This window comes from Ensifer adhaerens, from assembly GCF_001270265.1.
Taxonomy (GTDB): domain Bacteria; phylum Pseudomonadota; class Alphaproteobacteria; order Rhizobiales; family Rhizobiaceae; genus Ensifer; species Ensifer adhaerens_B.
The window spans coordinates 16,126-41,589 of sequence record NZ_LGAP01000008.1 but is presented as its reverse complement, the minus strand read 5'-3'; the positions used below and the strand labels follow the sequence as shown (position 1 = coordinate 41,589).

The 25,464-nt window shown below is 62.9% G+C and carries 23 protein-coding genes; 8 read left to right on the top strand and 15 right to left on the bottom strand.

The annotated features are described in order from the left end of the window. Positions 1 to 29 precede the first annotated feature (29 nt). Complete coding sequence (locus AC244_RS14670) at positions 30 to 518, top strand: MaoC family dehydratase (protein WP_053249569.1); 489 nt, start codon at positions 30 to 32, stop codon at positions 516 to 518. A 167-nt stretch (positions 519 to 685) separates the two neighbouring features. Here the strand turns inward: AC244_RS14670 and AC244_RS14665 are convergent, their stop codons facing one another. The 5 genes from AC244_RS14665 to AC244_RS14645 all read right to left on the bottom strand — a co-directional run bounded on the left by AC244_RS14665 (position 686) and on the right by AC244_RS14645 (position 7,158). Then, a complete protein-coding gene (locus AC244_RS14665; RefSeq protein WP_053249568.1) occupies positions 686 to 1,810 on the bottom strand; it encodes a zinc-dependent alcohol dehydrogenase family protein in 1,125 nt (374 codons plus the stop codon). 222 nt (positions 1,811 to 2,032) lie between these two features. Then, the gene (gene soxG / locus AC244_RS14660; RefSeq protein WP_053249567.1) at positions 2,033 to 2,584 is read right to left on the bottom strand and encodes a sarcosine oxidase subunit gamma family protein; all 552 of its coding nucleotides are present in this window, start codon (positions 2,582 to 2,584) and stop codon (positions 2,033 to 2,035) included. Further along, positions 2,577 to 5,570, bottom strand: coding sequence for a sarcosine oxidase subunit alpha (locus AC244_RS14655; protein ID WP_053249566.1), 2,994 nt, complete (start codon positions 5,568 to 5,570; stop codon positions 2,577 to 2,579). Before AC244_RS14655 ends, soxG begins: the two co-directional genes overlap by 8 nt. Then, positions 5,567 to 5,887 carry a sarcosine oxidase subunit delta gene (locus AC244_RS14650; RefSeq protein WP_053249565.1) on the bottom strand — a complete coding sequence of 107 codons (321 nt, stop codon included), beginning with the start codon at positions 5,885 to 5,887 and terminating at the stop codon, positions 5,567 to 5,569. The genes AC244_RS14655 and AC244_RS14650 overlap by 4 nt, the downstream gene beginning before the upstream one ends. 17 nt (positions 5,888 to 5,904) lie before the next feature. Continuing rightward, a complete protein-coding gene (locus tag AC244_RS14645) occupies positions 5,905 to 7,158 on the bottom strand; it encodes a sarcosine oxidase subunit beta family protein (RefSeq protein WP_053249564.1) in 1,254 nt (417 codons plus the stop codon). A 336-nt stretch (positions 7,159 to 7,494) separates the two neighbouring features. Here AC244_RS14645 and rpsU point away from each other — a divergent pair, with 336 nt between their 5' ends. The 3 genes from rpsU to AC244_RS14630 all read left to right on the top strand — a co-directional run bounded on the left by rpsU (position 7,495) and on the right by AC244_RS14630 (position 9,582). Next, a complete protein-coding gene (gene rpsU / locus AC244_RS14640; protein WP_025424858.1) occupies positions 7,495 to 7,707 on the top strand; it encodes a 30S ribosomal protein S21 in 213 nt (70 codons plus the stop codon). A gap of 264 nt (positions 7,708 to 7,971) precedes the next feature. Further along, entirely contained in the window at positions 7,972 to 8,856 is an 885-nt protein-coding gene (locus tag AC244_RS14635; RefSeq protein ID WP_082366857.1) for a tetratricopeptide repeat protein, read from the top strand. A 249-nt stretch (positions 8,857 to 9,105) separates the two neighbouring features. Next, positions 9,106 to 9,582 (top strand): DUF992 domain-containing protein, encoded by a 477-nt coding sequence (locus AC244_RS14630; protein WP_053249562.1) that lies wholly within the window; start codon positions 9,106 to 9,108, stop codon positions 9,580 to 9,582. Between the two features lie 98 nt (positions 9,583 to 9,680). On the opposite strand, the gene AC244_RS14625 is transcribed toward AC244_RS14630, so the two are convergent. The 6 genes from AC244_RS14625 to AC244_RS14600 all read right to left on the bottom strand — a co-directional run bounded on the left by AC244_RS14625 (position 9,681) and on the right by AC244_RS14600 (position 16,820). Then, entirely contained in the window at positions 9,681 to 11,081 is a 1,401-nt protein-coding gene (locus tag AC244_RS14625; RefSeq protein WP_053249561.1) for an NAD(P)(+) transhydrogenase (Re/Si-specific) subunit beta, read from the bottom strand. Between the two features lie 9 nt (positions 11,082 to 11,090). Then, positions 11,091 to 11,510 carry an NAD(P) transhydrogenase subunit alpha gene (locus tag AC244_RS14620; RefSeq protein WP_053249560.1) on the bottom strand — a complete coding sequence of 140 codons (420 nt, stop codon included), beginning with the start codon at positions 11,508 to 11,510 and terminating at the stop codon, positions 11,091 to 11,093. Continuing rightward, complete coding sequence (locus AC244_RS14615; RefSeq protein WP_053249559.1) at positions 11,510 to 12,658, bottom strand: Re/Si-specific NAD(P)(+) transhydrogenase subunit alpha; 1,149 nt, start codon at positions 12,656 to 12,658, stop codon at positions 11,510 to 11,512. Before AC244_RS14615 ends, AC244_RS14620 begins: the two co-directional genes overlap by 1 nt. A 337-nt stretch (positions 12,659 to 12,995) precedes the next feature. Then, the gene (locus AC244_RS14610) at positions 12,996 to 13,220 is read right to left on the bottom strand and encodes an aa3-type cytochrome c oxidase subunit IV (protein WP_053249558.1); all 225 of its coding nucleotides are present in this window, start codon (positions 13,218 to 13,220) and stop codon (positions 12,996 to 12,998) included. A 289-nt stretch (positions 13,221 to 13,509) separates the two neighbouring features. Next, the gene (locus AC244_RS14605; protein WP_234716941.1) at positions 13,510 to 14,232 is read right to left on the bottom strand and encodes an N-acyl amino acid synthase FeeM domain-containing protein; all 723 of its coding nucleotides are present in this window, start codon (positions 14,230 to 14,232) and stop codon (positions 13,510 to 13,512) included. 278 nt (positions 14,233 to 14,510) lie between these two features. Then, positions 14,511 to 16,820, bottom strand: coding sequence for a putative bifunctional diguanylate cyclase/phosphodiesterase (locus AC244_RS14600; protein ID WP_053249556.1), 2,310 nt, complete (start codon positions 16,818 to 16,820; stop codon positions 14,511 to 14,513). Positions 16,821 to 17,239: 419 nt separating this feature from the next. On the opposite strand from AC244_RS14600, the gene AC244_RS14595 reads away from it, so the two are divergent. Beyond that, on the top strand, positions 17,240 to 17,998 hold the full coding sequence (locus AC244_RS14595; protein ID WP_053249679.1) for a gamma-glutamyl-gamma-aminobutyrate hydrolase family protein: 759 nt from the start codon (positions 17,240 to 17,242) through the stop codon (positions 17,996 to 17,998). A 98-nt stretch (positions 17,999 to 18,096) separates the two neighbouring features. Here the strand turns inward: AC244_RS14595 and AC244_RS14590 are convergent, their stop codons facing one another. From AC244_RS14590 to AC244_RS14580, 3 genes are all read right to left on the bottom strand, one after another. Beyond that, the gene (locus AC244_RS14590; protein WP_053249555.1) at positions 18,097 to 19,065 is read right to left on the bottom strand and encodes a 2-hydroxyacid dehydrogenase; all 969 of its coding nucleotides are present in this window, start codon (positions 19,063 to 19,065) and stop codon (positions 18,097 to 18,099) included. Positions 19,066 to 19,189: 124 nt separating this feature from the next. Then, complete coding sequence (locus tag AC244_RS14585; RefSeq protein WP_025424869.1) at positions 19,190 to 20,212, bottom strand: LacI family DNA-binding transcriptional regulator; 1,023 nt, start codon at positions 20,210 to 20,212, stop codon at positions 19,190 to 19,192. 93 nt (positions 20,213 to 20,305) lie between these two features. Then, entirely contained in the window at positions 20,306 to 20,803 is a 498-nt protein-coding gene (locus AC244_RS14580; protein WP_053249554.1) for a MarR family winged helix-turn-helix transcriptional regulator, read from the bottom strand. Between the two features lie 113 nt (positions 20,804 to 20,916). Between AC244_RS14580 and AC244_RS14575 the strand changes: the two genes are divergently transcribed. From AC244_RS14575 to AC244_RS14565, 3 genes are all read left to right on the top strand, one after another. After that, entirely contained in the window at positions 20,917 to 21,708 is a 792-nt protein-coding gene (locus AC244_RS14575; RefSeq protein WP_053249553.1) for a creatininase family protein, read from the top strand. Positions 21,709 to 21,805: 97 nt separating this feature from the next. Further along, positions 21,806 to 23,203: a hypothetical protein gene (locus tag AC244_RS14570; protein WP_053249552.1), complete on the top strand. Its 1,398-nt coding sequence runs from the start codon at positions 21,806 to 21,808 to the stop codon at positions 23,201 to 23,203. A gap of 123 nt (positions 23,204 to 23,326) precedes the next feature. Beyond that, positions 23,327 to 24,205: a glycosyltransferase family 2 protein gene (locus AC244_RS14565; RefSeq protein ID WP_053249551.1), complete on the top strand. Its 879-nt coding sequence runs from the start codon at positions 23,327 to 23,329 to the stop codon at positions 24,203 to 24,205. A 31-nt stretch (positions 24,206 to 24,236) separates the two neighbouring features. Here the strand turns inward: AC244_RS14565 and AC244_RS14560 are convergent, their stop codons facing one another. Next, positions 24,237 to 25,328: a glycosyltransferase family 4 protein gene (locus AC244_RS14560; protein ID WP_053249550.1), complete on the bottom strand. Its 1,092-nt coding sequence runs from the start codon at positions 25,326 to 25,328 to the stop codon at positions 24,237 to 24,239. Positions 25,329 to 25,464: the final 136 nt, after the last annotated feature.

The window sequence follows — 25,464 nt, the reverse complement described above, 5'->3', positions numbered from 1 at the left end:
CGTCGGGGGGCCACTTTCAGGACAGCCATATGCTGAAGGATATTTCACTTTCCGAAATCAGGCCGCTGGTCGGCACCGAGATCGGCGTCTCCGACTGGATCTCGGTCACGCAGGAAACGATCGACAAGTTCGCCGAGGCAACCGGCGACTATCAGTATATCCATGTCGACCCGGTGCGCGCCGCCGCCGAAACGCCGTTCGGCGGCACGATCGCCCATGGCTTCCTGTCGCTGTCGCTGCTGTCGGCGATGAACTACAGCTGCCTGCCGAAGATCCGCGAACAGACGATGGGCATCAATTACGGGTTCGAGAAGGTGCGCTTCATCGCCCCGGTAAAGAGCGGCGCCCGCGTGCGCGGACACTTCACCATGGCAGATGCGCGCTTCCGCGGCAGCAGCATGCTGATGATCACCTATGATGTCACCGTCGAAATCGAGGGCGAGCGCAAGCCGGCGCTGACAGCCACCTGGCAGACGATCATCCAGTTCGATCCCAAGGACCGCCCTGCCGATGCCTGAGGGAGAGGCAAGCGAACAGGGCGTGCGCGGCGCATTTGGCGACCAGCCGAAATCCTGAACCGATCGAGCGCGGCCTGCTGGCAGAATGTGTGATCGCGTCGTTGAGATGCGGTGCCTGTTCGACACCGCCGCGGCTTGACCGCCGCATCTCGACGTTCAGGATCTGGTCAGAACGTGATCACGTGCCGGATGACCTTGCCCTGGTCCAGGAGGTCGAACGCCGCGTTGATCTCCTCAAGCGGACCGGTGCCCGACAACAGCCTGTCGACCGGCAGCTTGCCGCGTCGATAAAGCCCGATGAAGCGCGGAATGTCGCGGCTCGGCACGCAACTTCCCATGTAGCTGCCGCGAAGCGTGCGCTCCTCGGCGACCAGGCTGACCGCCGGAATGGCAAACTGGCTCGAAGGATGCGCAAGGCCGGCCGATGCGGTCGCCCCGCCGCGTCGAGTGACGCGATAGGCAAGCTCGAACGCCTTGACCGAACCGGCCGCCTCCAGCGCATGATCGACGCCGCCGCCGGTCGCCTCGCGGATCGCATCCCCCACGTCAGGATCGGTGGCGACAAAGGTGTCGGTCGCGCCAAGGGAACGTGCCAGTGCCAGCTTGTCCTCGGAGAGATCGATCGCGACCACCCGCTCCGCGCCCGACGCGACCGCTCCGAGCACGGCGGCAAGCCCGACGCCACCGAGACCGACGACGACAACCGACTGGCCCGCCTGAACACGGCAGGTATTGACGATCGCCCCGACGCCCGTCAGCACCGCACAACCGAAGAGCGCCGCCTCGACCAGCGGCAGATCACCTTCCACCTTGACGGCCGAATGGCGCGACACCACCGCATAGTCGGCAAAGCCGGAAACGCCGAGATGATGGTGAACCGGAACGGCGTCGCAGTGGATCCGGCGAGCGCCGGAGAGCAGCGTGCCCTTGCCATTGGCCTCCGCCCCCGGGATGCAGAGCGCCGGGCGCCCTTCCGCACACGGCAGGCAGTGGCCGCAGCTCGGCATGAAGCTCATCACCACCCGATCGCCGGGCTTGAGGTCGCGCACCGCGCTGCCGACCGCCTCGACCGTGCCTGCCGCCTCATGACCGAGCGCCATCGGCACAGGCCGTGGCCTGTCGCCGTTGATCACCGAAAGATCGGAATGGCAGAGACCGGCAGCGCCGATGCGCACCAGCAGTTCGTCGGGTCCCGGTGGGTCGAGGTCAACGATCTCGATCGAGAGTGGCCGCGACCTGGCATAGGGCCGCTCGACAGGCGCGTGCCTCAGCACTGCTGCACGTGTTTTCAAACTATCCTCCCGCTTGCGTCAGGGGACAGCTTAGCCGCCGGAGAACTCCGGCGGCAAGGTCACATCGTGGGCTTGGCCACAGGCATTGCGGATCCGCAAGCACGCGCGGGAAATCGTCGGCGTGAGAGCGTTTCCATCCTAAACGGTGTCGTGGAAACGCTCTATTTCTTTGTTTTACGCATTTCCTGACGGAAAACCGCTTCGCGCTTTTCCTGGAAAAGCTCAGTGGCCGGCGTCCGCCGCACCCTCGGACAGCATGCCGAAGACGTAAGGGGAAAACGACCGCCAGCATTCAACGCGGAACGTGTCCTCGGCGATGCGCAAGAGCACGATCTCCACCTTGCCGAGGATCGTGCGCGAGCAAGCGCCGATCGGGAAGATCGCCAGCGACAGATCCTGCGGGCAGCCGCTGTTGATGGCCACTTCTGCACCGGGCCCGCTGACGATGACGGCAACGTTGCGATGAGACACGTCGACGGCCGAGTGCAGCGTGCCGCTCGAGGCAGCCGCGGCCATCAGGTCACCCTCGCCCTCGTCGATCAGCAACCACTCGTCCGGCCCGAGCCAGAGCGCATGGCGCTTGCCGCTCAAAGCGGAGGTCTTCGGCCGCGTCGGCAAGGTGACGCCGAGGGCCGCCGAAAGACCGGGCAGCGCATCGGCACCAGCCCTCAGCGAAAGGCGCGAAGCGGCGGGTGCCGGCGTCAGGACCACCTCGGCGAAACCGCCGCGGGTCGTAAGAGCGGCGTTGCGGGTTGCAGTTGCCAGATCAGCCATGGAGGCGACCCCCTTCCTTGTCAAAGAACACCATGTCGCTCACCTCAACGGCGATCGTCCTGTCGGCCATCGGCACGTAGAGCGTCTGGCCAAGGCGTGCGCGTCCACCGGCAACGACAGCCAATGCGATCGAGCGACCGCAGTTTTCCGACCAGTAGGACGACGTCACATGGCCGAGCATCGTCATCGGCTTCGGCTGGTTCGGATCGGCGACGATCTGTGCGCCCTCCTCCAGCACCACCTTCGGATCCTTGGTCAGCAGCCCGACGAGCTGTTTGCGACCGTCCTTGACGAGGTCCGGGCGCTTGAGGCCGCGAATACCGACGAAATCGGCCTTCTTCTTCGAGACCGCCCAGGAGAGGCTGGCATCGTCAGGGGTCAGCGTCCCGTCGGTATCCTGGCCGACGATGATGTAACCCTTCTCGGCGCGCAGCACGTGCATGGTCTCGGTGCCGTAGGCGCAGGCGCCCATGGGTTCGGCCCGCTCCCAGATCGCTTCCCAGACCGCCTGGCCATAGTCGGCAGGTACGTTGACTTCGAAGCCGAGTTCGCCGGTGAACGACATGCGGAAGAGCCGGGTCGGCACGCCGCAGATCTTGCCTTCGGCAACGCTCATATGCGGGAAGGCCTCGTTGGAGAGGTCGATGCCCTCGACAAGCGGGGCAATGATCTCGCGCGCCTTCGGACCCTGCACGGCAATGACGGCCCATTGTTCCGTCGTCGACGTCAGCCACACCTTCAGATGCGGGAACTCGGTCTGCAGGTAGTCTTCCATGTGGTGCATGACGCGCGGCGCACCGCCGGTCGTGGTCGTCACGTGGAAGCGATCCTCGGCAAGCCTGCCGACCACGCCGTCGTCATAGACGAAGCCGTCGTCGCGCAGCATGATGCCGTAGCGGCAGCGGCCGGGCTTCAGCGTGTCCCAGGCGTTGGTGTACATCAGGTTGAGAAACTGAGCCGCATCCGGGCCGACCACCTCGATCTTGCCGAGCGTCGAGGCGTCGAACAGGCCGGCAACCTCGCGCACCGTCCTGCATTCGCGCCCGACCGCCTCATGCATGCCCTCGCCCACCTTCGGATAGAACCAGGCGCGTTTCCAGTTGCCGACATCCTCGAACTCGGCGCCATGCGCCTCTTCCCAGGCGTGGATCGGCGTCTTGCGGGCGGGATCGAACAGGCTTCCGCGCGAGTGGTTGACGATCGCGCCGAAGGTCACCGGCGTATAGGGCTGGCGGAAGGTCGTCAGACCCACCTGCGGGATGTCCTTGCCGAGCGTTTCGGCGGCAATGGCAAGACCGTGCATGTTCGACAGCTTGCCCTGGTCGGACGCCATGCCGTTGGTGGTGAAGCGCTTGATGTGCTCGATCGAGTGCATGCCTTCGCGCACCGCAAGCCGGATATCCTTGGCGCAGACATCGTGCTGGAAGTCGATGAAGGCCTTGACGGTGGTGTCCGGCCCCGCCCCTTCGGCAGCGCCGATCATGCCGCCGGTCCAGCTGAAGGCATTTTCGCCGTGGAGCGTCACCTGGGCGCCGCCCTCGGCGCCTGCAGCACGTGCGGTCAGTTCGCCGGCAGCCAGCGCCTCGTCGATCGTTGCCTGCAGGTCGTCGGTGCCGTTGCAGGCGCCGATCGACAGGCAATCCTGCAGATAGGTGCCGGGCAGGAAGCGCTGCGTCGCCGCGTCGAACTTCACCTTGCCGCGCGACTGCGAGAACAGATGCACCGACGGCGTCCAGCCGGCCGAAACCAGCAGGGCGTCGACAGCGATCTTGCGCGCCGAACCGCCGCCGTTGCGGGCAACGCTGATCGAGTTGACCCGCAACTTGCCGCCGGCATTGACGACGGAGTGTCCGGTCAGCACCTCGATACCGAGGCGGCGGGCTTCCGCCAGCACCGCTTCACCCGGATTGTCGCGGCAGTCGACGATGGCCGGAACGGCAACACCGGCGCGCTTGAGATCGAAGGCGGCCTCGTAGGCGGAATCGTGCGCGGTGTAGACGCCGACCTTGGAGCCGACGGCGACGCCGTAATGGTTGAGGTAGGTACGGCCGGCCGAGGCGAGCATGATGCCCGGACGGTCGTTGTTGGCAAACACCATGTGGCGCTCGATCGAACCGTTGGCGAGAATCACCTTCTTGGCGCGTACCTGCCAGAGCCGCTCGCGCGGCAGCGCCTTGTCGAGCGCGGGCAGATGGTCCGTCACTCTTTCGACGAGGCCGACGAAGTTGTGGTTGTAGTAGCCGAAGCCCGTTGTGCGGGTGAGCACCGTGACATTGTCCATCGCGGCAAGTGTCTTGGCCGCGGCCTGGGCCCAGTCCCAGCCATCCTTGCCGTCGATCGTCGTGCCGCTTTCGTAGCGCAGCGCACCGCCGACTTCGGGCTGCTCGTCGCAGACGATCACCTTGGCGCCGGCCTTGGCGGCTGCAAGCGCTGCGGAGAGGCCGGCAGCACCGGCACCGATCACCAGCACGTCGCAATGGGCATAGCGGCTGGCATAATGATCCGGGTCGGCTTCCGTCGGCGCAACACCGAGACCGGCCGCACGGCGGATGAAGGGTTCGTAGATCGCGTGCCAGGCCGCCTTCGGCCACATGAAGGTCTTATAGTAGAAGCCGGCGGCAAAGAACGGAGACAGCAGATCGTTGAAGCCACCGACGTCGAAGGCGAGCGACGGCCAGCGGTTCTGCGATTCCACCTTCATGCCGTCGAAGACTTCCTGCACCGTGGCGCGCACGTTCGGCTGGCGACGGGCCGCGTCACGCGAGACGTCGAGCAGCGCGTTCGGCTCTTCAGCGCCGGCGGAAAGAATGCCGCGCGGACGGTGATACTTGAACGAACGGCCGACCAGATGAATGCCATTGGCAAGCAAGGCCGAAGCGACGGTATCGCCTTCCAGTGCCGTCAGCGTGCGTCCGTCGAAGGTGAAGCGGGCGATACGCGCCGGCGTCAGACGGCCGGCACCCGCAATACGATTGGCTGCGCTCATCGTGCCGCTCCCTTGTCCTGCTCGCCGTTTAGAATGGCGGCAACGTCGGGCTTCGGTTCGCCCGCCTTGTAGGTGGTGTAGAACCGGTCGCTCACCGTGTCGCGCGCGGCGTTGAAGAACCGGCCGCAGCCATGGATATGGCGCCAGCGTTCGAAGAACAGGCCCTTGGGGTTCTGACGGAGGAAGAAAAACTCCTCGAACTCCTCGTCGCTGATCTCGGCAATGTTGGCGGGCCGGACGATATGGGCGTCACCGGCATTGCGGAATTCGAGCTCGGAGCGCTCTTCCTCGCAATAGGGGCAATAGATCAGAAGCATCTCGAAATCCTTGGCAATCAGTGCGCAACGGCGGCGGCAGCCGCCTCGTCGATCAATCGGCCGGTGCGGAAGCGGTCGAGCGTCAGCCCGGCGGCCAGCCGATGCGGTTCGCCCCTTGCGATCAGGTGCGCAAAGAGGTTGGCCGAGCCCGGCGTCGCCTTGAAGCCGCCCGTACCCCAGCCGGCGTTCAGAAACAGGCCTGGAACCGGCGTGATGCCCTGGATCGGCGAGCGATCCTGCGTGACGTCGACGATGCCGCCCCACTGCCGCATCATCTTGACGCGGCGGAACATCGGGAAGAGCTCGCAGATCGCATCCAGCGTATGGGTGATGATCTGCAGGCCGCCCGTCTGGGAGTAGGAATTGTATTGGTCAGTGCCGGCGCCGATGACGAACTCGCCCTTGTCGGACTGCGAGATATAGGCATGCACGGAGTTCGACATGACGACGCAGGGGAAGATCGGCTTCAGCGGCTCGGACACCAGCGCCTGCAGAGGTTGGCTCTGCAGCGGCACGCGCACATCGGCCATTTCCATCAGCACTGACGAATGCCCGGCAGCGGAAACGCCGATCTTCTTGGCGCCGATGAAGCCGCGATTGGTATCGACGCCGGTCACCCGGCCGTTCTCGTCACGGCGGATGCCGGTCACTTCGCAATTCTGGATGATGTGCACGCCGCGATCGGACGCGCCGCGGGCATAGCCCCAGGCAACCGCGTCATGTCGGGCCGTGCCGCCGCGCCGCTGCAGCGCCGCGCCATTGATCGGGTAGCGGGCGTTCTTGGCGATGTCGAGCGGCGGGCAATAGGCCTTGGCCTGCTCCGGCGTCAGCCATTCATTGTCGATGCCATAGAGACGGTTGGCATTGATATGGCGCTTGAACGACTGCTGGTCGTGGATGTTGTGCGAGAGCATCATGACGCCGCGCGGCGAATACATGACGTTGTAGTTGAGGTCCTGCGACAGGTTTTCCCAGAGCTTCAGCGAATGCTCGTAGATGTCCATGCTCTCTTCGTAGAGATAGTTGGACCGGATGATCGTGGTATTGCGGCCGGTGTTGCCGCCGCCGATCCAGCCCTTTTCGAGCACTGCGACATTGGTGATGCCATGTTCCTTGGCAAGATAGTAGGCAGCACCCAGCCCATGGCCGCCGCCGCCGATGATGATCACATCATAGTCCTTGCGGGGCTCGGGCGAGGCCCACTGCGGGCCCCATCCCTTGTGGCCGCGCAAAGCCTCGCGCGCCACGGCAAAAACTGAATATTTGCGCATCCGCCTGTTACTCCATGAACCCCGGTGATCATTCTCGTTGGCGTTAGAAATCGCAAATCCGGCGCCCGTGCAACGTTTCTTTTGCGACGCAAACGGGCGGACTTGCGCGGAGTTGCGACATCGCGACATCACGCCATCCGCGACGCGATGATACACATGCCGGGCCACCATTGCGGTTTTTTCCGCACAGCCTCATGTCCTTGCTGGACTTTCCGCTGACGATCTGGTATCCGCACCTTCAATCGTCGAGCTTTCGGCTCAGCGAACGTAGCTTTTTTTGCCTCCGACACCTGACGTGAGGCGACAACTCTAAACAACCAAAGGAACGGGATTCACGTGCAGGTACTTGTCCGCGATAACAATGTTGATCAGGCGCTCCGCGCTCTCAAGAAGAAGATGCAGCGCGAAGGCATTTTCCGCGAAATGAAGATGCGTGATTTCTACGAAAAGCCGTCCCAGAAGCGCGCCCGCGAAAAGGCTGAAGCCGTTCGCCGCGTCCGCAAGCTGGCGCGCAAGCGTGCACAGCGCGAAGGCCTCGTGGCCCGTTAATTTGTCGATTTTTCGACGCTTTTCGATCTAAGTCGTGGCGGGGGCGAAATATCGCCGCCGCCTTTCTTTTGGTATGGACATCTTTTCCGTCGTCGGGCTAGCGTGACAGTCGCAGCCGGCAACGGTGGCCGGTCGCGGCGTTTGACGCCGGACGGTTTGCCGCAGGCCCTGGTAGCCTCGGCTGTGGGGCCCCGCGAATTTCGCCGGCCTCCTTGAACGGGAAGCCGATGGCTTTCGGACCTAGTCGCATTGAGGGATCGACCTTTGACACTTGCTGCCATGACTGCGGACGTCGCCGGTTTCACCACCAAAGAGGCGCGCCGCCGCCACCAGCGCAAGCCGAAGCTTGCGGCCATGTTCCTCCTCGGATCGGCTCTGCTGCTCGCGGGATGCCAGACCGAGGGACCTGAATCGATGGCCAAGGTCGAGCGCGAACAGGGCTCGCAGGGAAATATCGCATCGCTGTCGAGCGTGATCGCCTCCAACCCGAGCGATCCCGAAGGTTACAACGTTCGCGGCTCCGCCTATGGCCGTGCCGGCGAATACCGCCGGGCCATTGCCGATTTCGACCAGGCGATCCAGCTCAACCCGCGCTTCTACCAGGCCTTTGCCAACCGCGCGCTCGTTCACCGCAACATGGGCAACACCCAGGCCGCACTTGCCGACTACAACATGGCGCTGCAGTTGAACGCCAACTATGACGTCGCCTATATCGGCCGCGGCAATCTCTATCGCCAGGCCGGCCAGCTCGATTCCGCCTTCAACGACTTCAACAAGGCGATCCAGCTCGACACCACCGACCCGCGCGCCTACCACAATCGCGGCCTGATCTACCAGGCGCGCAACCAGCACGGCCAGGCCATCGAAGACTTCTCGACAGCGATCTCGCTGTCGCCGAGTTCGCCGGAGCCCTACAACGGTCGCGGCATTTCCTACGTCGCCCAGGGCGATGACGACAATGCATTCTCCGACTTCAACACCGCCATCACGCTCGACGGCAAGGTTGCCGAATCCTGGGCCAACCAGGCGCTGGTCTATGAGCGCAAGGGCGATAAGGCCAAGGCCTCGAAGTCCTACTCACACGCGCTGCAGCTCGACCCGAAGTACGAGCCGGCACGCGCAGGCCTTGCCCGCGTGAAAGCCTCGTAAGAAGCAACGGCTCCTCTCTTGTTTCAACGCCCGCGACCACGTCGCGGGCGTTTTCGTTTGTCCGTCAGGCCATTGCAGCGCGTCCGGTATGACGCGCAAAGGACGCTGCAACGCTTTAAACCTGCTGCATAATTTTCTCCTTAAATCGATTCCGATTTAAGGAACTATGCAGTGGCTCGTCCGGAGACGAACGGGAACCTTCCCGGCCACCATCCGTTTGCCAAAGGAACCAAAAACGGAGACTGAGCCATGATCAAGAAAACCTTCATCGCGACGCTGGCTCTGGCAGCCCTTTACGCCGGGCCGTCCGCAGCCCAGAACTATGTCGCGCTCGGCCGCCTCGTCTGCGGCTCCGACGGTGGCACGGGCATGATCCTGACCTCGACGAAGAACCTGTTGTGCACCTTCAAGCCGGCCAACGGCTCGCCGGGCGCGACCTATGCCGGCACCATACGCAAGATCGGTATCGACATCGGCAAAACAGGCAAGAGCACCATGATCTGGGATGTTCTGGCCAAGACCGGAACCCCGATGACCGAATACGCGCTCGCCGGTGAATATTACGGCATCGGCGCCGATGCGAGCCTCGCCGTTGGCGGTGGCGCCAAGGTGATCGGCGGCGGCACCAACAAGGCCTTCATGCTGCAGCCGGTCAACGTGCAGGTTCAGGAGGGGCTGAACATCGCGATCGGCATCGACGAACTGACGCTCGCCCCTGCAAGCTGATGAGGTGAGGTGCCTGCCCAGCCGGCGGTTCTACGTCTCAAACGAAAACGCCCGCCATAAGGCGGGCGTCTTCTATTCCAACATTGGTCGCGGCCATCTCAGTGGTTTAGTGCCTTGACGATGTCTTCCGTTACCTTCTTGGCGTCGCCGAGCAGCATCATCGTGCCGTCCTTGTAGAACAGCGTGTTGTCGATGCCGGCATAGCCGGAGCCGAGCGAGCGCTTGACGAACAGGCAGGTCTTGGCCTTGTCGACATCGAGGATCGGCATGCCGTAGATCGGCGACGACGAGTCGTCGCGCGCGGCCGGGTTGGTCACGTCGTTGGCGCCGATGACATAGGCGACATCCGCCTGGGCGAACTCCGAGTTGATGTCTTCGAGTTCGAACACCTCGTCGTAAGGAACGTTCGCTTCAGCGAGCAGCACGTTCATGTGACCAGGCATACGGCCGGCAACCGGATGGATCGCATACTTCACGTCGACGCCTGCCGCCTTCAGCTGGTCGCCGAGTTCGCGCAGTGAATGCTGTGCCTGGGCAACGGCCATGCCGTAGCCCGGAACGATGATCACCTTGGAGGCATTCGACATCAGGAATGCCGCGTCGTCGGCTGCCCCCTGCTTGACGGTGCGCTGGACGCCGTCGTCAACGGCGGCTGCCGCCGCCTCGCCGCCGAAGCCGCCGAGGATGACCGAGATGAACGACCGGTTCATGCCCTTGCACATGATGTAGGACAGGATCGCACCGGACGAGCCGACGAGCGCCCCGGTAACGATCAGCGCGAGGTTGCCGAGCGTAAAACCAATACCGGCCGCGGCCCAACCCGAATAGGAGTTGAGCATCGAGACGACCACCGGCATGTCGGCGCCGCCGATCGGGATGATGATCAATACGCCGAGTGCCAGCGACAGGGCGACGATCAGCCAGAACACGGTGGTGCTCTGGGTGAAGACCAGCATGAACACCAGGACGACGAGCGCTATCGCCAGGCCTGCGTTAACGAAGTGACGGCCGGTCAGCATGATCGGCTTGCCGGACATGCGTCCGTCGAGCTTGAGGAAGGCGATGATCGAACCGGTGAAGGTGATGGCGCCGATGGCAACGCCGAGCGACATTTCGACCAGCGCCTGAGCGTGGATGTCGCCGACGGCGCCGATGCCGAAGCTCTCGGGCGCATACATCGCTGCCGCCGCGACCATGACCGCCGCCAGACCGACGAGCGAATGGAAGGCGGCGACAAGCTGCGGCATCGAGGTCATGGCGATGCGCCGCGCGATCACCGCGCCGGCACCGCCGCCGATGGCAAGCCCGAGCACGATCAGCAGAAAACCGCCGAAGGTGGGCTTTGCCAGAAGCAGCGTCGTGACGATGGCGATGCCCATGCCGACCATGCCGTAGGTGTTGCCCTTGCGGCTGGTGGCCGGATGCGACAAGCCGCGGAGCGCCGTAATGAAGAGCACGCCCGAGACGAGATAGAGGAAGGCTGCGAAGTTAGCGTTCATCGGCCGGCCTCACTTGTCTTTTTTCTTGTACATGGCGAGCATGCGCTGGGTGACCAGGAAGCCGCCAAAGATGTTGACCGAGGCGAGCACGAGCGCGATGAAACCGAAACTGGTCGCAAGCCCCGAAGCCGAGATGCCGACGGCCAGCAGTGCACCGACGACGATGACCGAGGAGATCGCGTTGGTGACCGCCATCAACGGCGTGTGCAGGGCCGGCGTCACCGACCAGACGACGTAGTAGCCGACGAAGATCGCCAGAACGAAGATCGCCAGACGGAAGACGAACGGGTCGATCGCGCCGCCGGTGGCGCCATGCGCCAGCGCGCCGGCCGCTTCCGCGGTCTCGGGCAAGTTGAGCGCTGCCTGCTGGACAGCCGCAACCGCCTTGTCGAGCGCATCGAGCGCTTTTTCCAATGCTTCGTTCGCCATCAAAGATCCCCCTTCTTCTTCGGCTCGAAATTCGGGTTGACGATGGCGCCGCCATGGGTGAGCGCCGTCGCCTTGACGAGCTCGTCCTCCATGTTGAGCGCCAGCGCCTTGGTTTCCTTCGAGACCATGGTCTCGAGGAAGGTGACGAGGTTCTTGGCGTAGAGGCCGGATGCCGATGCGGCGATCCGGCCGGGCACGTTGAGATGGCCGATCACCTTGACGCCCTCGACATCGGCGACCTTGCCGGCCTCGGCGCCCTCGACGTTGCCGCCGCGCTCGACAGCGAGATCGACCGCGATCGAACCTGGCTTCATTGCCTTCAACATCTCGCGCGTGACGAGGCGCGGCGCCGGACGGCCCGGGATCAGCGCTGTGGTGATGACGATGTCCTGCTTGGCGATGTGTTCGGCGACGAGTGCCGCCTGTTTCGCCTGATACTCCTTGGACATTTCCTTGGCATAGCCACCGGCGGTCTCGGCCGCCTTGAACTCCTCGTCCTCTACGGCGATGAACTTGGCGCCGAGCGAGGCAACCTGTTCCTTGGCGGCCGGGCGAACGTCTGTCGCCGAAACCATCGCCCCGAGACGACGTGCAGTCGCGATCGCCTGCAGGCCGGCAACGCCGGCACCCATGACGAAGATTTTAGCGGCAGGAACCGTGCCCGCGGCCGTCATCATCATCGGCAGCGCCCGGTCATATTCGCAGGCCGCGTCGATGACCGCCTGATAGCCGGCAAGGTTTGCCTGGCTCGACAGCACGTCCATCGACTGGGCGCGGGTGATGCGCGGCATCAGCTCCATCGCAAAGGCACTGAGGCCGGCCTTGGCCATTTCGGCGACCGCATCCTCGTTGCCGTAGGGGTCCATGATGGCGATCACGATGGCGCCGGATTTGTAGCCAGCGATTTCGGCGCTGTTCGGCCGGCGGACCCTAAGGACGACATCGGCCGACTTCGCATCGGCGATCGCGCCGATCCTGGCACCGGCCTTCTCGTATTCCGCATCCGGGATGCGTGACCGAGACCCGGCGCCGGTCTCGACGACGACGTCGAAGCCGAGCCCTTTGAGTTTCTTCACACTATCCGGTGATGCCGCAACGCGACCCTCATTCGGATCCGTTTCCTTGGCGATAAAGACAATTTCGCTCACAAGTCCCCTCCCTGGCCGCAATCAAGCCAAGGCTGGAATGCGGGCATCCTGTCCGACTGCAAAGCGGCCGCTCCTTCGAGCCGGCGCGCTCCCATGTGCAAAGCACACATTCCCCTGGAGACAGGCTCGGCCTGTCCTCCACTCCCCCTCACGCGGTGAGGATAAAGCGCCGTGCGTTCTCATGAACGCATCGCAGGCGCTGCGAGCTGTTGAAGCCCAAGCATGATCGTCGACGCTCCCTGTCGGCACCATGCGGCTTCGGTCCGGACTTGCATCCGGCGCTCAAGGACAGACCTCCACCCGGCCCGTCCTCGACAAGACGTGTCAGTGAGGCCGATTAGCGAAGAAAGAAGAAACCGGCAACGTTGAGAAGGATAAACAGCACGAGCGAGCTGAAGAAGCCCATCGTGGTGAAGAAGGCGGCGGCCATGGCGATCAGCAGGGCCACGCAGAACAGCGTGCCGTACTTCGTTGCACTGATGAAGAAATCGTAGGTCTTCTCGTGTTCCGCATAATCCATCGGAGCGCCCATCTCGACCGGTCCAGAATGATGCTCAGCCATCGTCCAATTCTCCCAGAATGCTGCGGCGCGACCTCTGGTCTTCGCCACCCTTCAACCTTGATCCACGATACGGCTTTGCCGGAAAACCGCACACAAGCCCTTTAGCTGCCCATACACAATGCCGGGCCCGGGCGCAACGAAAACCCGCCGCCGCGCCCGGTCGCCTGGGGCGATATGCCGCGTGCGTCTCTAAAGCGCGTCACGATCTTTCAGAATCGCTCAGTGCGCTTTAGACTCTTTTTCGCATGTCGCTATCGCAAAACCGATGCACACTTTTGCGCGACATGCGCTAGCGGAACACGGATGTGCGATAAGAACGGCCGGAACCGTTCTGTGCGATGCGCGCCGTCGGCAGAATCGTGAGTGGCGCGAACGGCACTTCCTGGCGATCCGCGAACATCAGGCGACGCTCGAACGGTTCGGAATCGAAGATCGGATAGCGGTCGAGAATCGAAGGCCGCTGCCCCCTCACCTGCGCAACCAGCAGCGCACCGTCGGCATTGTAGACGCCGAGGTTCTCGCGCTTGGCGACAACGGTCTCGGAAGCAAAGATGCGCTTGTAGAACGCCGCGTGCCGCGGTCGGCAGGCGGTCAGGCACCGGTCGGCGGTGAAATACTCGCACGCCATCGCCACCGGGCGCAGCGTCAGGTAGGGAAGTGCCCGCATCTCGTCGCCAGTGACATCCGGATCGACCGCCAGCCGGCCGGGATCGACCAGCACCATGCCCGCGTCGAGAAAAACATCGATCTCGGGCGCGAAGATCAGCCCTGACGTGCTGGCCCTGTGCTCCGGCGTGACATGATGAACGCGAACCGTGCTGACCAGGTTCTCGTCGAGATAGATGCCGAAGACATAGGCGTGGCTGTCGAGATCGAGATCGTCGATCAGGGTCGAGCCGGTCAACTCCATCAGGTTGACGGCCTTGTAGGCCTTGTAGCGAAGCCGGGCGATGTCCTCCATATCCTCGCCCGTCTCGACCCGCCGATATTCGACGCGGTCGAGAAGAAGCATCAGCTTCTCAGAAAAACTCCCAGGCTCCGCCCGGTGAAGACCTTCACCCATTTCTTGACCCTCATAGTTAACAAATCGTTAACCTATTGACGGCCGGTCCCGCAGCAACAACAAAATGGCACAACCTTCCTTTAACTTATTGTTAACCTTAATATTTCGTTAAATTTTGTGGTTAACAATCGGTTAAGATCGCAAAAGCGCCATCTTGGAAAGGCGGCGTACAAGGGGGGATGGAGGACGCAGATAGAGGAGGAAACGAGGGGCTGCGTGCCGGGTTGTCAGGCTATACGCTTGCTCGTCGGCTTGGTGACCGGTTTCTGGACACCATTCTTGCAGAATGCCTCGATGGCGGACGCCGGCATGGGGGCCGCGAACACAAAACCCTGTATCAGATCGGCGCAGTGGTAGTCGTTGATCAGCTGCAACTGGTCCGCCGTTTCCACACCCTCGACGACGATCTTCAGGCCCAGGGCACGACCGAGGTTGGCCGTGCCGCGCAGCAGCTTGAAGCGTCGCGAATCCTCGCGAATGTTGCGCACGAACGACCGATCGATCTTGATGATGTTGACCGGCAATGCGTCGAGGTAGCTGAGGCTGGAATAGCCCGTACCGAAATCATCTATGGCGATGGTGATGCCGCTGTCGCGCAGCTCGGCAAGAATCGCCTGCACCTTGACCGGCTCATCCATCAGGCAGCTTTCCGTGACCTCGAGATGCAAACGAGAAGCATCAAGCCCGGTCGCCTGCAGTATGTCGGCGACCACGGTGACGATATCGTTGCTGCGCAGGTCGAGCACCGACAGATTGACCGAAACGGAGACCTCGCCGGGCCAGCCCATGCAATCCTTGCACGCCTGCTCCAATACGAAGCGGGTGATCTCGGTGACGAGACCCAACTCCTCGGCAAGCTGGATGAAGACGTTCGGCGGCACCGGCCCGCGCTCGGGATGCGTCCAGCGCGCCAAAGCTTCGCAGCATTCAAGACGCGCGCCATTCGGTGTGAACATCGGCTGGTAGGAAAGCGTCAGCGCGCCAGCGTTGATCGCATCGCGCAGATCGCTCTTCAGCTTCTGGCGGTCGAGATAGCGCGCGTCCATCTCGTCTTCGAACACAGTGCAGCCGCCCTTGTTGCGCGCCTTGGCCTCCGACAGCGCAAGATCGGCCTTGATCTGCAGCTCTTCCAGCCGGAAGGCACTGCTCGGCACAATCACCACGCCGGCGCTCATGGTCATGTTGAAGGTGAAGCCGCTCGCCACATAGGCGCCGCGCAATCCGGCGTGGACTGCGCGCATCTGCTCTTCGAGATCGGGCAGGTGCAATCTGTTGGGAAAGAAGACAACGAACTCGTCGCCCATCAGGCGGGCGGCGATCGCCGTATTGCCGACCAATGTCTTCAGCCGCCCGGCAATCGCCTGCAGCAGCCGATCGCCGACGATGTGGCCGCGCATGTCGTTGACATGCTTGAACTCGGCGACGTCGACCACCATCAGGCCGACCTCGACGTCTTGCCTGCCCTCGAGCGCCACGGCGCTGTGAGCAAGTTCAGCGAAATAGTCGCGGCTCGGCAAGCCGGTCAGCGTGTCGAAGCGCACCATTTGAAGGATCTGCCTGTCGGCCTGGACGCGCGCGGTCACGTCCTCGAAAATCAGCACGACTTCGCCGTTTTCGCGCCGACCGGCGGAAAACTCGAGAAACAGATCATCGGTCACCGGGACCAGAACCTGGGTCTTCTTGCCCTTGATCAGCAGGTCGAGCTGCCGGGAGATCGCGCGCGTCTCTTCGACGCTGAGCGACATGCGCCGGACGCCGCGACGCACGACGTCGTCCAGCAGCCGATCCCTGAGGTCGGCCTTGTCGCCGAGCATCAGCAACTCGCAGGCGCGTTCGTTGGCAACGACGATGCGATTGTCGCGGTCGAGCATCAAGAGCCCGTGCGTCATGTTGTTGAGCGCCGCGTCGAATTGGCCGGCAATCGTCGCGATTTCTCGGGCGGCCAGCACGTTCTCATAGAGAAAGGCGCGCACATTGTTGGCCATCATCCAGGTCGAGAAGATGAAAGGCAGGATCAGAACCGCCAGGATGAGCATGAATCCATCCTGCAGTGTGATCAGCCCGATCACGATCGGCAGGCAGGCGGACGAAGACAGAAGCAGCACCGCCCGTTCGGAGCCGTAGTTTCGCCCGACCAGCGAAATCATCGACGCGAGCGTGACGGAGATGCAGGCGAGCTCCGAGAATGAATCCTGGCTGACCGCAATCGCGTAACCGCAGGCAATGCCACAGGTGAGCGTCACGCCGACACCGCCGACAATGTAGCGGTTCTCCCATTTTCTGACCATGGCCCGATCGGCGTTGGAGAAATCCTGACGATCGAAGCGCGCCATGTCGAGATTGCGCAGCACCCAGAGCACGACGATGGCTGCGGTGCAGATGAGATAGAGCGGGTCGAAGGTCTTGAAGTAGACGAGCACGAAAGTCACGGCATGCGAAAGCATGCCGATCAGCAGAGTCCTGCGATGTTCGTAGAGCGAACTCACCGACGACAGATAGACATCCGTCGGGAGAGCGCCCCGTTCATTGCGCGTCATGAACCCATAGCTCCGGTTTTCCGGATTTTTAGAGGCGATGGTTTAACGAAAGATTTCGTGAAAACACCGCTTCGAAGCCTTGTATTGCAACATTTAAACGGTGCCCCGTGGGAGTTTTCCCGAAACTCAACCTAGTATTGCGAAACCAACGAACGGCAGATATTTTCTACAACCATGCATAGACAAAACCACGTATTACTTTCTGACATTGTATTTAAGGCAATTCTGCTTGGCAAACATCATATCCACCGATTCACTCGGGATGTGGTTACCCAAAGCTGAAGAAAAATCATCAAATCCTGCCGCGCGTTTTCGAGCCTCGAGCCGGCCGACGCCACCTTCACCTCAATGAGCTTCGCAGTTGACTTTCAGCCACAACTGGCGGCAAGGCTTTGCAAAGCGAGATACGGAGCCTGATGATGTCGAAACCTGTCGTTGCCATCCCCTGCGATTTCCGCGAATTCGACGGCAATGTCTGGCATGTCGTTGCCAACCAGTATGTCCGTGCCGCCGTCGAAGGCGCCGGCGTCATGCCCTTCCTCATTCCGGCGCTCGAGACCGGCAACGATATCGATGAGATCCTCGATCGTGTCGATGGCGTGCTGGCAAGCGGCGCCCGCTCCAACGTTCATCCCTCGCTCTACGGCCGCGAGGCCAAGGAGACGGACGGCCCCTTCGATCCGGGCCGCGATGCGACCAGCCTGCCGCTGATCCGGCGCGCGCTCGAGCGCGGCGTTCCGCTGTTTGCCATCTGCCGCGGCATCCAGGAGCTCAACGTGGCCCTCGGTGGCACACTCGCAACCGAAATCCAGGAGCAGCCGGGCGTCTGGGATCACCGCAAGCCCGACGTTTCCGAGCTGGATGTCGCCTATGGCATCCGCCAGGACGTGATCGTTAGGGAAGGCAGCTGTCTCGCGCCGGTGCTCGGTGCCGGCCGCGTGCGCGTCAATTCCCTGCATCGGCAGGCAATCGGCGCCGCGGCCCCGCGCCTGGCCGTCGAAGCGGTGGCCGACGACGGCACCATCGAAGCGGTTTCGGTGATCGGCTCCAAGGCCTTCGCCGTCGGCGTGCAATGGCATCCGGAATATTGGGTACGGACTGACGCCCCATCGGCGAGCCTGTTTAGGGCGTTCGGCGATGCCGTCCGTGCCTACGCAGCGCGGCGCATGGCCGCCTAAAGCATTTCCAGGAAAAGTGCCAAGCGGTTTTCCGTCAGGAAATGCTTAAAAACAAAGAGATAGAGCATTTCTGCGTCTCCGTCTAAACGGGAAACGCGCTAGCCGACCCGTCGCGTGAGCGGCGTTTCCGGCACCGGCGTCAGCGCCTTGCCGGCCGAGAACCAGGCCCTGAGGTTGTCGACCACCAGATCCGCCATGGCGTTGCGGGTGACGACCGAAGCCGACGCCACATGCGGCAATAGCGAAACATTAGGCAGCGCCAACAGCGCATCAGGCACATACGGTTCGTTGTCGAAAACGTCGAGCCCCGCCCCCGCAATCACGCCGGTCTGAAGCGCCGCGACCAGCGCTGCCTCATCGACAGTCGAACCGCGGCCGACATTGATCAGAACGCCGTTGCTTCCGAGTGCCGAAAGCACCTGGGCGTTCACCGTCTTTCGTGTCGCTTCCGTTCCCGGAACGATGACAACAAGCGTATCGACGGCGGCGGCAAGCCTTTCGAGCGTCGGATAGTAGGCATAGGTCAGGCCATCGCGTGGGCTGCGGGTGTGATAGGCGACCGAAACACCGAAGGCTTCGAGCCGCTTGGCAATGGCAAGCCCGATGCGTCCGAGACCATAAAGCCCGACCGTGCGGCCACGCAGCGACAAGGGCGACAGCGCAAAGGCGCCGTCCCGTGCCCAGCGGCCCTGGCGCAGCCATTGCTCTGCCTGCGGCAGCTGCCGCAGCGTATTGATGAGCAGACCGATGGCGGTGTCGGCGACCTCTTCTGTCAGAACGTCGGGGGTATTGGTGACGACAATGCCCTTGGAGGCGGCATGTTTCACATCGACCCCGTCATAGCCGACGCCGAAATTGGCAATGATCTCGAGACCGGGCAGCGCATCCATCAGGCCGGCGGGAACGCGACCGGAGACGGCAATGCCCTTGACGTCGATCATGTCAGCGGTGACCAGGTCAGGGTCCGCACGTTCCAGCCGCACGATTTCAAACGTGTCGGGCAGCCGCTGCAGCACCCGTTCGTTGATTTTTCCGGGCACGAGGATGCGGGGAAGGGTCGCGGACATGGGTACTCCTGATATTAAAGCGCGTCGCGATCTATGGGATTCGCTTACCGCAGTTTAAGTTCTTGTTTTGCGCATGCCGCGCAAAACCGCTGCACACTTTTGCGCGACACGCGTTTGGATTTCTTCAGGCGGTGACGCGCAGCGGGCCGGTCGACTGGCGGATGCGCATTTCCGGCTTGATCAGGTGGATGCCGTCTGGCTCATGGCTGCCGGAAAGCTTGTCGAGAAGCGCGCGCGCCGCACTGCGGCCGACATCGGCCTGGCCGTTCCAGACGGTGGTCAATGCCGGCGTCGCGATCGACGCCTCTTCCAGGTCGTCATAGCCGGTGACGGAGATATCGACGCCGGGAACGAGCCCCGCGCGCGCGATGCCGTTCATCATGCCGATCGCCACCAGATCGTTCCAGCAGACGACCGCGGTCGGCTTCTGCGGCAGCGACAGCAGATGCACCGCCGCCTCGAAGCCGCCTTGCTTGGAGCGCGGACCGGGAATGCGCAGCTCGGGATCGACCTCGATGTTGGCCTTGCGCAGCGCGTTGACATAACCCTGGTAGCGGTCACGACCGGTCGAGGTCTGGTCGGTGCCGCCGACCATGGCGATACAGCGGTGGCCAAGGCCGATCAGGTGGTTGGTCGCCAGCGAAATGCCATAGGCGTCATCGCCACGGAAGATCGGCACGTCCAGCCCCTCGATCGATCGGGCGATCAGGATCGCCGGCATGCCGTTGTCCTCGGCAAGCTGGATATCCTCCGGCGGTGTGCCGATGGCCGGCGACATGATGACGCCGTCGCCGCCGAGCTGCAGCAGCGTCTCGATGAAGTCACGCTGCTTGTCGACCGAGTCGTAATGGTTGGAGAGGATGAAGGTCTGCTTGTCGCGATCGAGCTCCGCTTCGATCGCCTTCAGAATTTCCCCGTAGAACGGGTTCATGATGTCGTGCACGACCACGCCGATGATGCCGGAGCGCGACGTCCTGAGGCTGGCGGCGCGGCGGTTATAGATATAGCCGAGCGCGCGGGCCTGTTCCTTGATCTTGTCGCGTGTGAGGGTCGCCACTAGCGGGCTGTCCCGCAATGCCAGGGATACCGTTGCCGTCGAAAGACCGAGTGTTTCCGCGATCGTCGAAAGCTTGACCTTTTGCGCCACGATGCCCCCTGTTTAAGCCTAGTTGCCTACCCTCGAATTTAAATCCTATTTAAACTGTTTAAATCGCCGCCGCAATATGCCGCGAAACAAGGCTCAGTCGGCGGCCCGCGCCGCCTGCAGATTGCTGTCGACAGCCCGCAAAAGCTTCATCAGCGTGCGCACCTGCTTGTCGGTCAGTCCGCGCGTCGCCAGATTTTCCGAATGCTGTCCGGCCTCGGCGATCGTCTGCAGCCGGTTGCGCCCGGGCTCGGTGAGATAGACCTTGGTCAGCCGCGCATCGTCATCGTCGGGTCGGCGTTCGAGGAACCCCTGCGCTTCCATGCGGCCGATGGTGCGCGTCATCGTCGGCGCCTTGACGCCGAGCTTGGCGGCAAGCCCGCCCGCCGTCAGCCCGTCCGTTTCGGCAAGTGCCAGCATCACGCCGTCCTGGCCGGCATAAAGGCCGCTTTCGAGCAGGTTGCGCGACAGGACCGTGCGCATGGAGCGTGCCGCCTGGACCAGGATCGAGGCGAGATCGTGCGGTTCGGCGAGAAGCTCGTCCTTCTTCTTGCCGTTCTTGCCCTTCTTTTCGGCCTTGTTCTTCTTGCCCATTGGACCTCCTGCCGAATCCCGTCTCCGACATTTATAGCAATACAGCTTGAGATTACGAACTGTATGACTCAAATAACATTTTTACGACGATTGACGTGAAGGATCGAAGAGAAATGTCGATGCCCCAGGCCCGATGGCAGGACAATCCGACCGACCTTCCGCGACAAGCCCGGCGCGACTGGATCGCCGTGCTGCCGCTCGGCGCTCATGAGCAGCATGGCCCGCACCTGCCCTTCGACACGGACACTCTGATTGCCGAAGGAATCGTCGAACGCTGCATCGCGGCTCTGCCCGACGACTTGCCGGTGACCTTCCTGCCGGCCGAACCGGTCGGTTATTCGATCGAGCACATGGATGTCGCCGGCAGCCGGTCGCTCGCCTACGACGAGGCTGTGCGCCGTTGGCTCGGCATCGCCGAAAACCTGCACGGTCTCGGCATCCGCAAGTTCGTGATGCTGAACGCCCATGGCGGCAATTCGCCGTTGATGACGATCGTTGCGACCGAGGCACGGGTGCGTTTCGGCATGCTGGCGGTTGCGACCAGCTGGACCCGCTTCGGTCAGCCGGACGGCTGGATCGCGCCCGAGGACAAGGCGATCGACATTCACGGCGGCGATATCGAGACGTCGGTGATGCTGGCGCTGCATCCGGAAAAGGTCGAGATGGCGAAGGCCCGTGCCTTCCCCTCGCGCCAGAGCGACTATGCCGGACGCTTCAGGCATTTGCGCGCCTATGGTCCGCATGCCTTCGGCTGGAAGATGTCCGACCTCAACCGCGACGGTGTTGCCGGCAATGCTTCAGTGGCTACCGCCGCGCGCGGCGAGCAATTGCTGGCGCACGCGGTCAAGGGCGTGATCGAGCTTTTGACCGATGTCGCCGGCTTCGACATGGCCGAACTCGCCTGAGCAATCGGGCGGTCGCGCCGGCAAACACTTTGTTTGTGCTTTTGCGCTATCAGCATTGGCAACAGCAAACGACGACAGGCGGCACGGCCGGAAACCCATGGCGAAGATCATCGCGCTCGGCGCCTATTTCTATCAGGCCCTGATCGCCTTCGGCCTGTTGATCATCATCGCCCATTGGCTGGCCCCAGCCGACTATGCCGCCTATTCGCTCTTCATTTCGCTCAGCCAGTTCGGCGCGATCGCCGCCTTCGAATGGGTGCGTTTCTCCTGCATGCGGTTCTACCCCGGCCAGACGGTGGAAAGCGAAGCGGCGGAGCGGCGAACGATTGCTGCGGAGGCAGCGGCCTGCGCGCTTTTCTGTCTTGTCGCTGCGGCCGTGTCGCTCGCATTCGGCATCTCTCCGCTGGTGGCGCTCGTCGGCGGCCTCGTTGCCGTCGCACAAGGCGGCAGCGACCTGCACCTGACCATGCTGCGCTTCCGCCAGGATTTTCGCGCCTTCTCGGTGCTGCAGGGTTCTCGTGCCACCATTCTGGCGATGGGAACGCTGATCGGTGCGATGGTGTCGCCGACCTTCCTGTCGACGGTCACGGGCCTGCTTGGCGGTTATGCCCTCTACGCGCTGCTGGCAGCACTGCTGTCGCGGAGAGCAGGGCCGCGGCCTTCCGCATCGCTGGACATGGCACGCGTGCGAAAGCATCTCGTCTATGGCAGCGTTTCCGCGGGTGCGGCCAGCGCCTCGATGTTCGCGCCGCTTGCACTGAAGGCGATCTTCACATCGGCTCTCGGGCCCGGCGGTGCGGCCGGTGCGCTGCTCGCACTCGATCTGCTGCAGCGCCCGTTCGTGCTGATCGTCTCCGCCCTGCAGGCGATCCAGTATCCCGAAATCGTCGCCGCACATGACAAGGGCGGCGAAACCCCGGTGCTTCGCCGCCAGCTCGGACAGTATTACGCCTTGCTGACGAGTTTCGCACTGATGATGGCGGCCGGCATCTTCGCAGTGCTGGTGCCGGCGACATGGCTGGTGATCAGCCCGAACCTGCAGACAGGATTCCTTGCGACGGCCCCCTTCGTCATCATCCTTTCGCTCGCGCGCGTGCTGACACAAATCATGCTGCCGACACCGCTGCACCTGAAGCAGCGCCTTACCGCAATCTTCGCGCTCGCCGCCATCGACTGCGCGCTTCTCAATCTTGTCGCCCTTACCGCCGGCTTCCTGTTGGCGCCGACCGATGCAATCATGATGGCCGGCGGCGCGCTCGGCGCCATATTCGCATCGTTGATCGGCCTGCGCCTGATGGCGACTTTGGCCTTCGATTTCACCTGGCCGCCGGTCCTCTTCGCCGCCGCGGGCCTCAGCGTTACCATTCTCGCCTTCGCGCTGTCGTACCAGTCCGCTTACGTCGCCACAGCGGCCGGCATCGTCATTGGTGGGGCCTGCTGCCTCTTGTCGCTCAATCGCCTGCGGCTTGGCATGCGCGCGTCAAACGCTACGTGACCTCGGGCGCGATAGTGACCTCAGGCGCGATAGTGACCTCAGGCGCGATAGTGACCTCGGGCGATAAGGAAAACTGAACCTCTTTGCGCGTATATCTGAGCCAACGTAGAGGCGACGAACACCATGAAGATCATTGTCGGAATAGCCACGGCGGGTCGCCGCGAGGTGCTGTCCGAAACATTGCTGCACCTGACCCGGCAGGATCGCAAACCGGACGCGATCCTCGTCTGCCCCTCTTCGCAGGACGACGTGGATGAAACATTCGCCGAAACACTCTCTGTTCCGGTGACGATCGTCGCGGGCGAGCGCGGGCTGACAAAACAGCGAAATGCCATTCTGTCGGCGATCGACGCCGGCGACCTGCTCGTCTTTTTTGACGACGACTTTCTGCCGCAAGTCGACTTCTTGGCAAACGCGGAGACGCTTTTCCTCAAGGAACGGGACATTGTGGTTGCGACGGGGCTGGTGCTGGCGGATGGCATCCATGGTCCCGGCATCCCGGTCAAGGAAGGGCTGGAAATCCTCGAGCGCGATCGGGCGGCGGGCAGCCAGGCCACGCTCGAACCTGTTTACAACGCCTATGGCTGCAACATGGTGTTCCGACTGTCGGCCATTGAAGTCGACGGCACCCGGTTCGACGAACGACTGCCGCTCTATGGCTGGCAGGAGGATGTCGATTTCTGCCGCCGTCTCGCGCGTTACGGCCGCATCGTTCGAAGCGGCGACTTGCGTGGCGTGCACCTCGGCAACAAACGCGGCCGCACCTCGGGCCTGCGCTTCGGCTACTCCCAGGTGGCCAACCCGCTCTACCTCTTCCGCAAGGGCAGTGTCAGCTTGAAGTGGACCCTCCATCTCATGGGCAGCAATGTCGCCGCAAACACGATCGGCAGCCTGAGACCTCCAGGGCTCGTCGATCGACGCGGTCGGCTCAAGGGAAACCTCATCGCCTTCGCCGATCTCCTGCGCGGCCGGATCGACCCCCTGCGCATGCTCGAACTCTGATTGGGCATTCAGCTCCGACCAGGCAAGCTGGTCAGCCCCGCCCTGCCGCCAGCAGGTTGAGCAGAACGACCGCACTTGCGTTCCATGAGAACCGCTCGGCATTCTCGTGCCCGGCGCGCGCAAGCTGCCGCCGAAGGGCAGCATCGACGGATATGTGCCGCATGACCTCGACCAGAGTTTCCGCCTTCGTCGGATCGAAGTAGAGAGCGGCCTCGCCGCAGGCCTCTCTGACCGGCGGGATGTCGGCCGCAAGCACCGGACACCCTTGCGTCATCGCCTCGAGCGGCGGGATACCGAACCCTTCATAGAGGCTCGGGAACAAAAAGGCCGTGGCGTGACGCTGCAGCCCGGCGATCTCGGCGTCGGTGAGACGCCCGGGAAAGACCAGGTTGCCGCGAGACGTCGGGGCGATGTCGCGAAAAACGCTGGGGTCCGTGCCGCCGACGACGACGAGCTTGCTGCCCGTCTCCCCTAAAGCCTCGAAGGCACGCACGGCGAATTCGACGTTCTTGTTGGGCTTCAAGGTGCCGACGAGAAGGAAGAAGGGGGTATCGGCAAGGCCAAGCTTCGCAACGATTTCTCGATCCGGCTGCAGGCCCGAAAAATGGTCGGTGGCGTTGTAGATCACGTCGATGCCCGTAGCCGGGACGCGAAAAACGTCCGCCAACTCGCCACGAGAAAAATACGAAACGGTACCGATCTTCGCGCGGCGGGTCAGGATGTAGCCGAGCGCGCCATGGAACAGACGGTAGCCGCGACCGAAGGAAGCCGGATGACGAAAGAGCGTAACGTCATGGATCACCACCACCTGATCGGAATGCAGCACCGGTCCGCTGCCGCCGAGGCCGATCAGCGTGTCGCCACGCGTCCGCCAATAAAGTGGTCCCTGCTCCCAGAGATGGCCGGGGCCGGAACCAAAACGCTCGATCGATATCGCCGATAGCTGAAGATCATCCGGTGCCGACGCCGGAGCCAGCAGCCGCCAGCGCACATCCTTCAGCGCCGCCGGCACGTCGCCTGCGGCAATGCGGGCGTCGAGCGCCCGGGTGATTTCGCGGGCAAAGCGCTGCACGCCGGTAAGCGGCTGGGTCAGGAACCGGCCGTTGATGGAAATCGTCTTCACGCACGCACCCCTTCGATAGGACGCGAACTCTCCCTGATTTTGATGAAAGGAGCGTTATCGCTGCCCGGCTGGCCCGTCTTGGTGGCGGCAAAGGCGCTGCCAAAATGGGCTTGGCCATTTGCGCATCGCCGCCGCA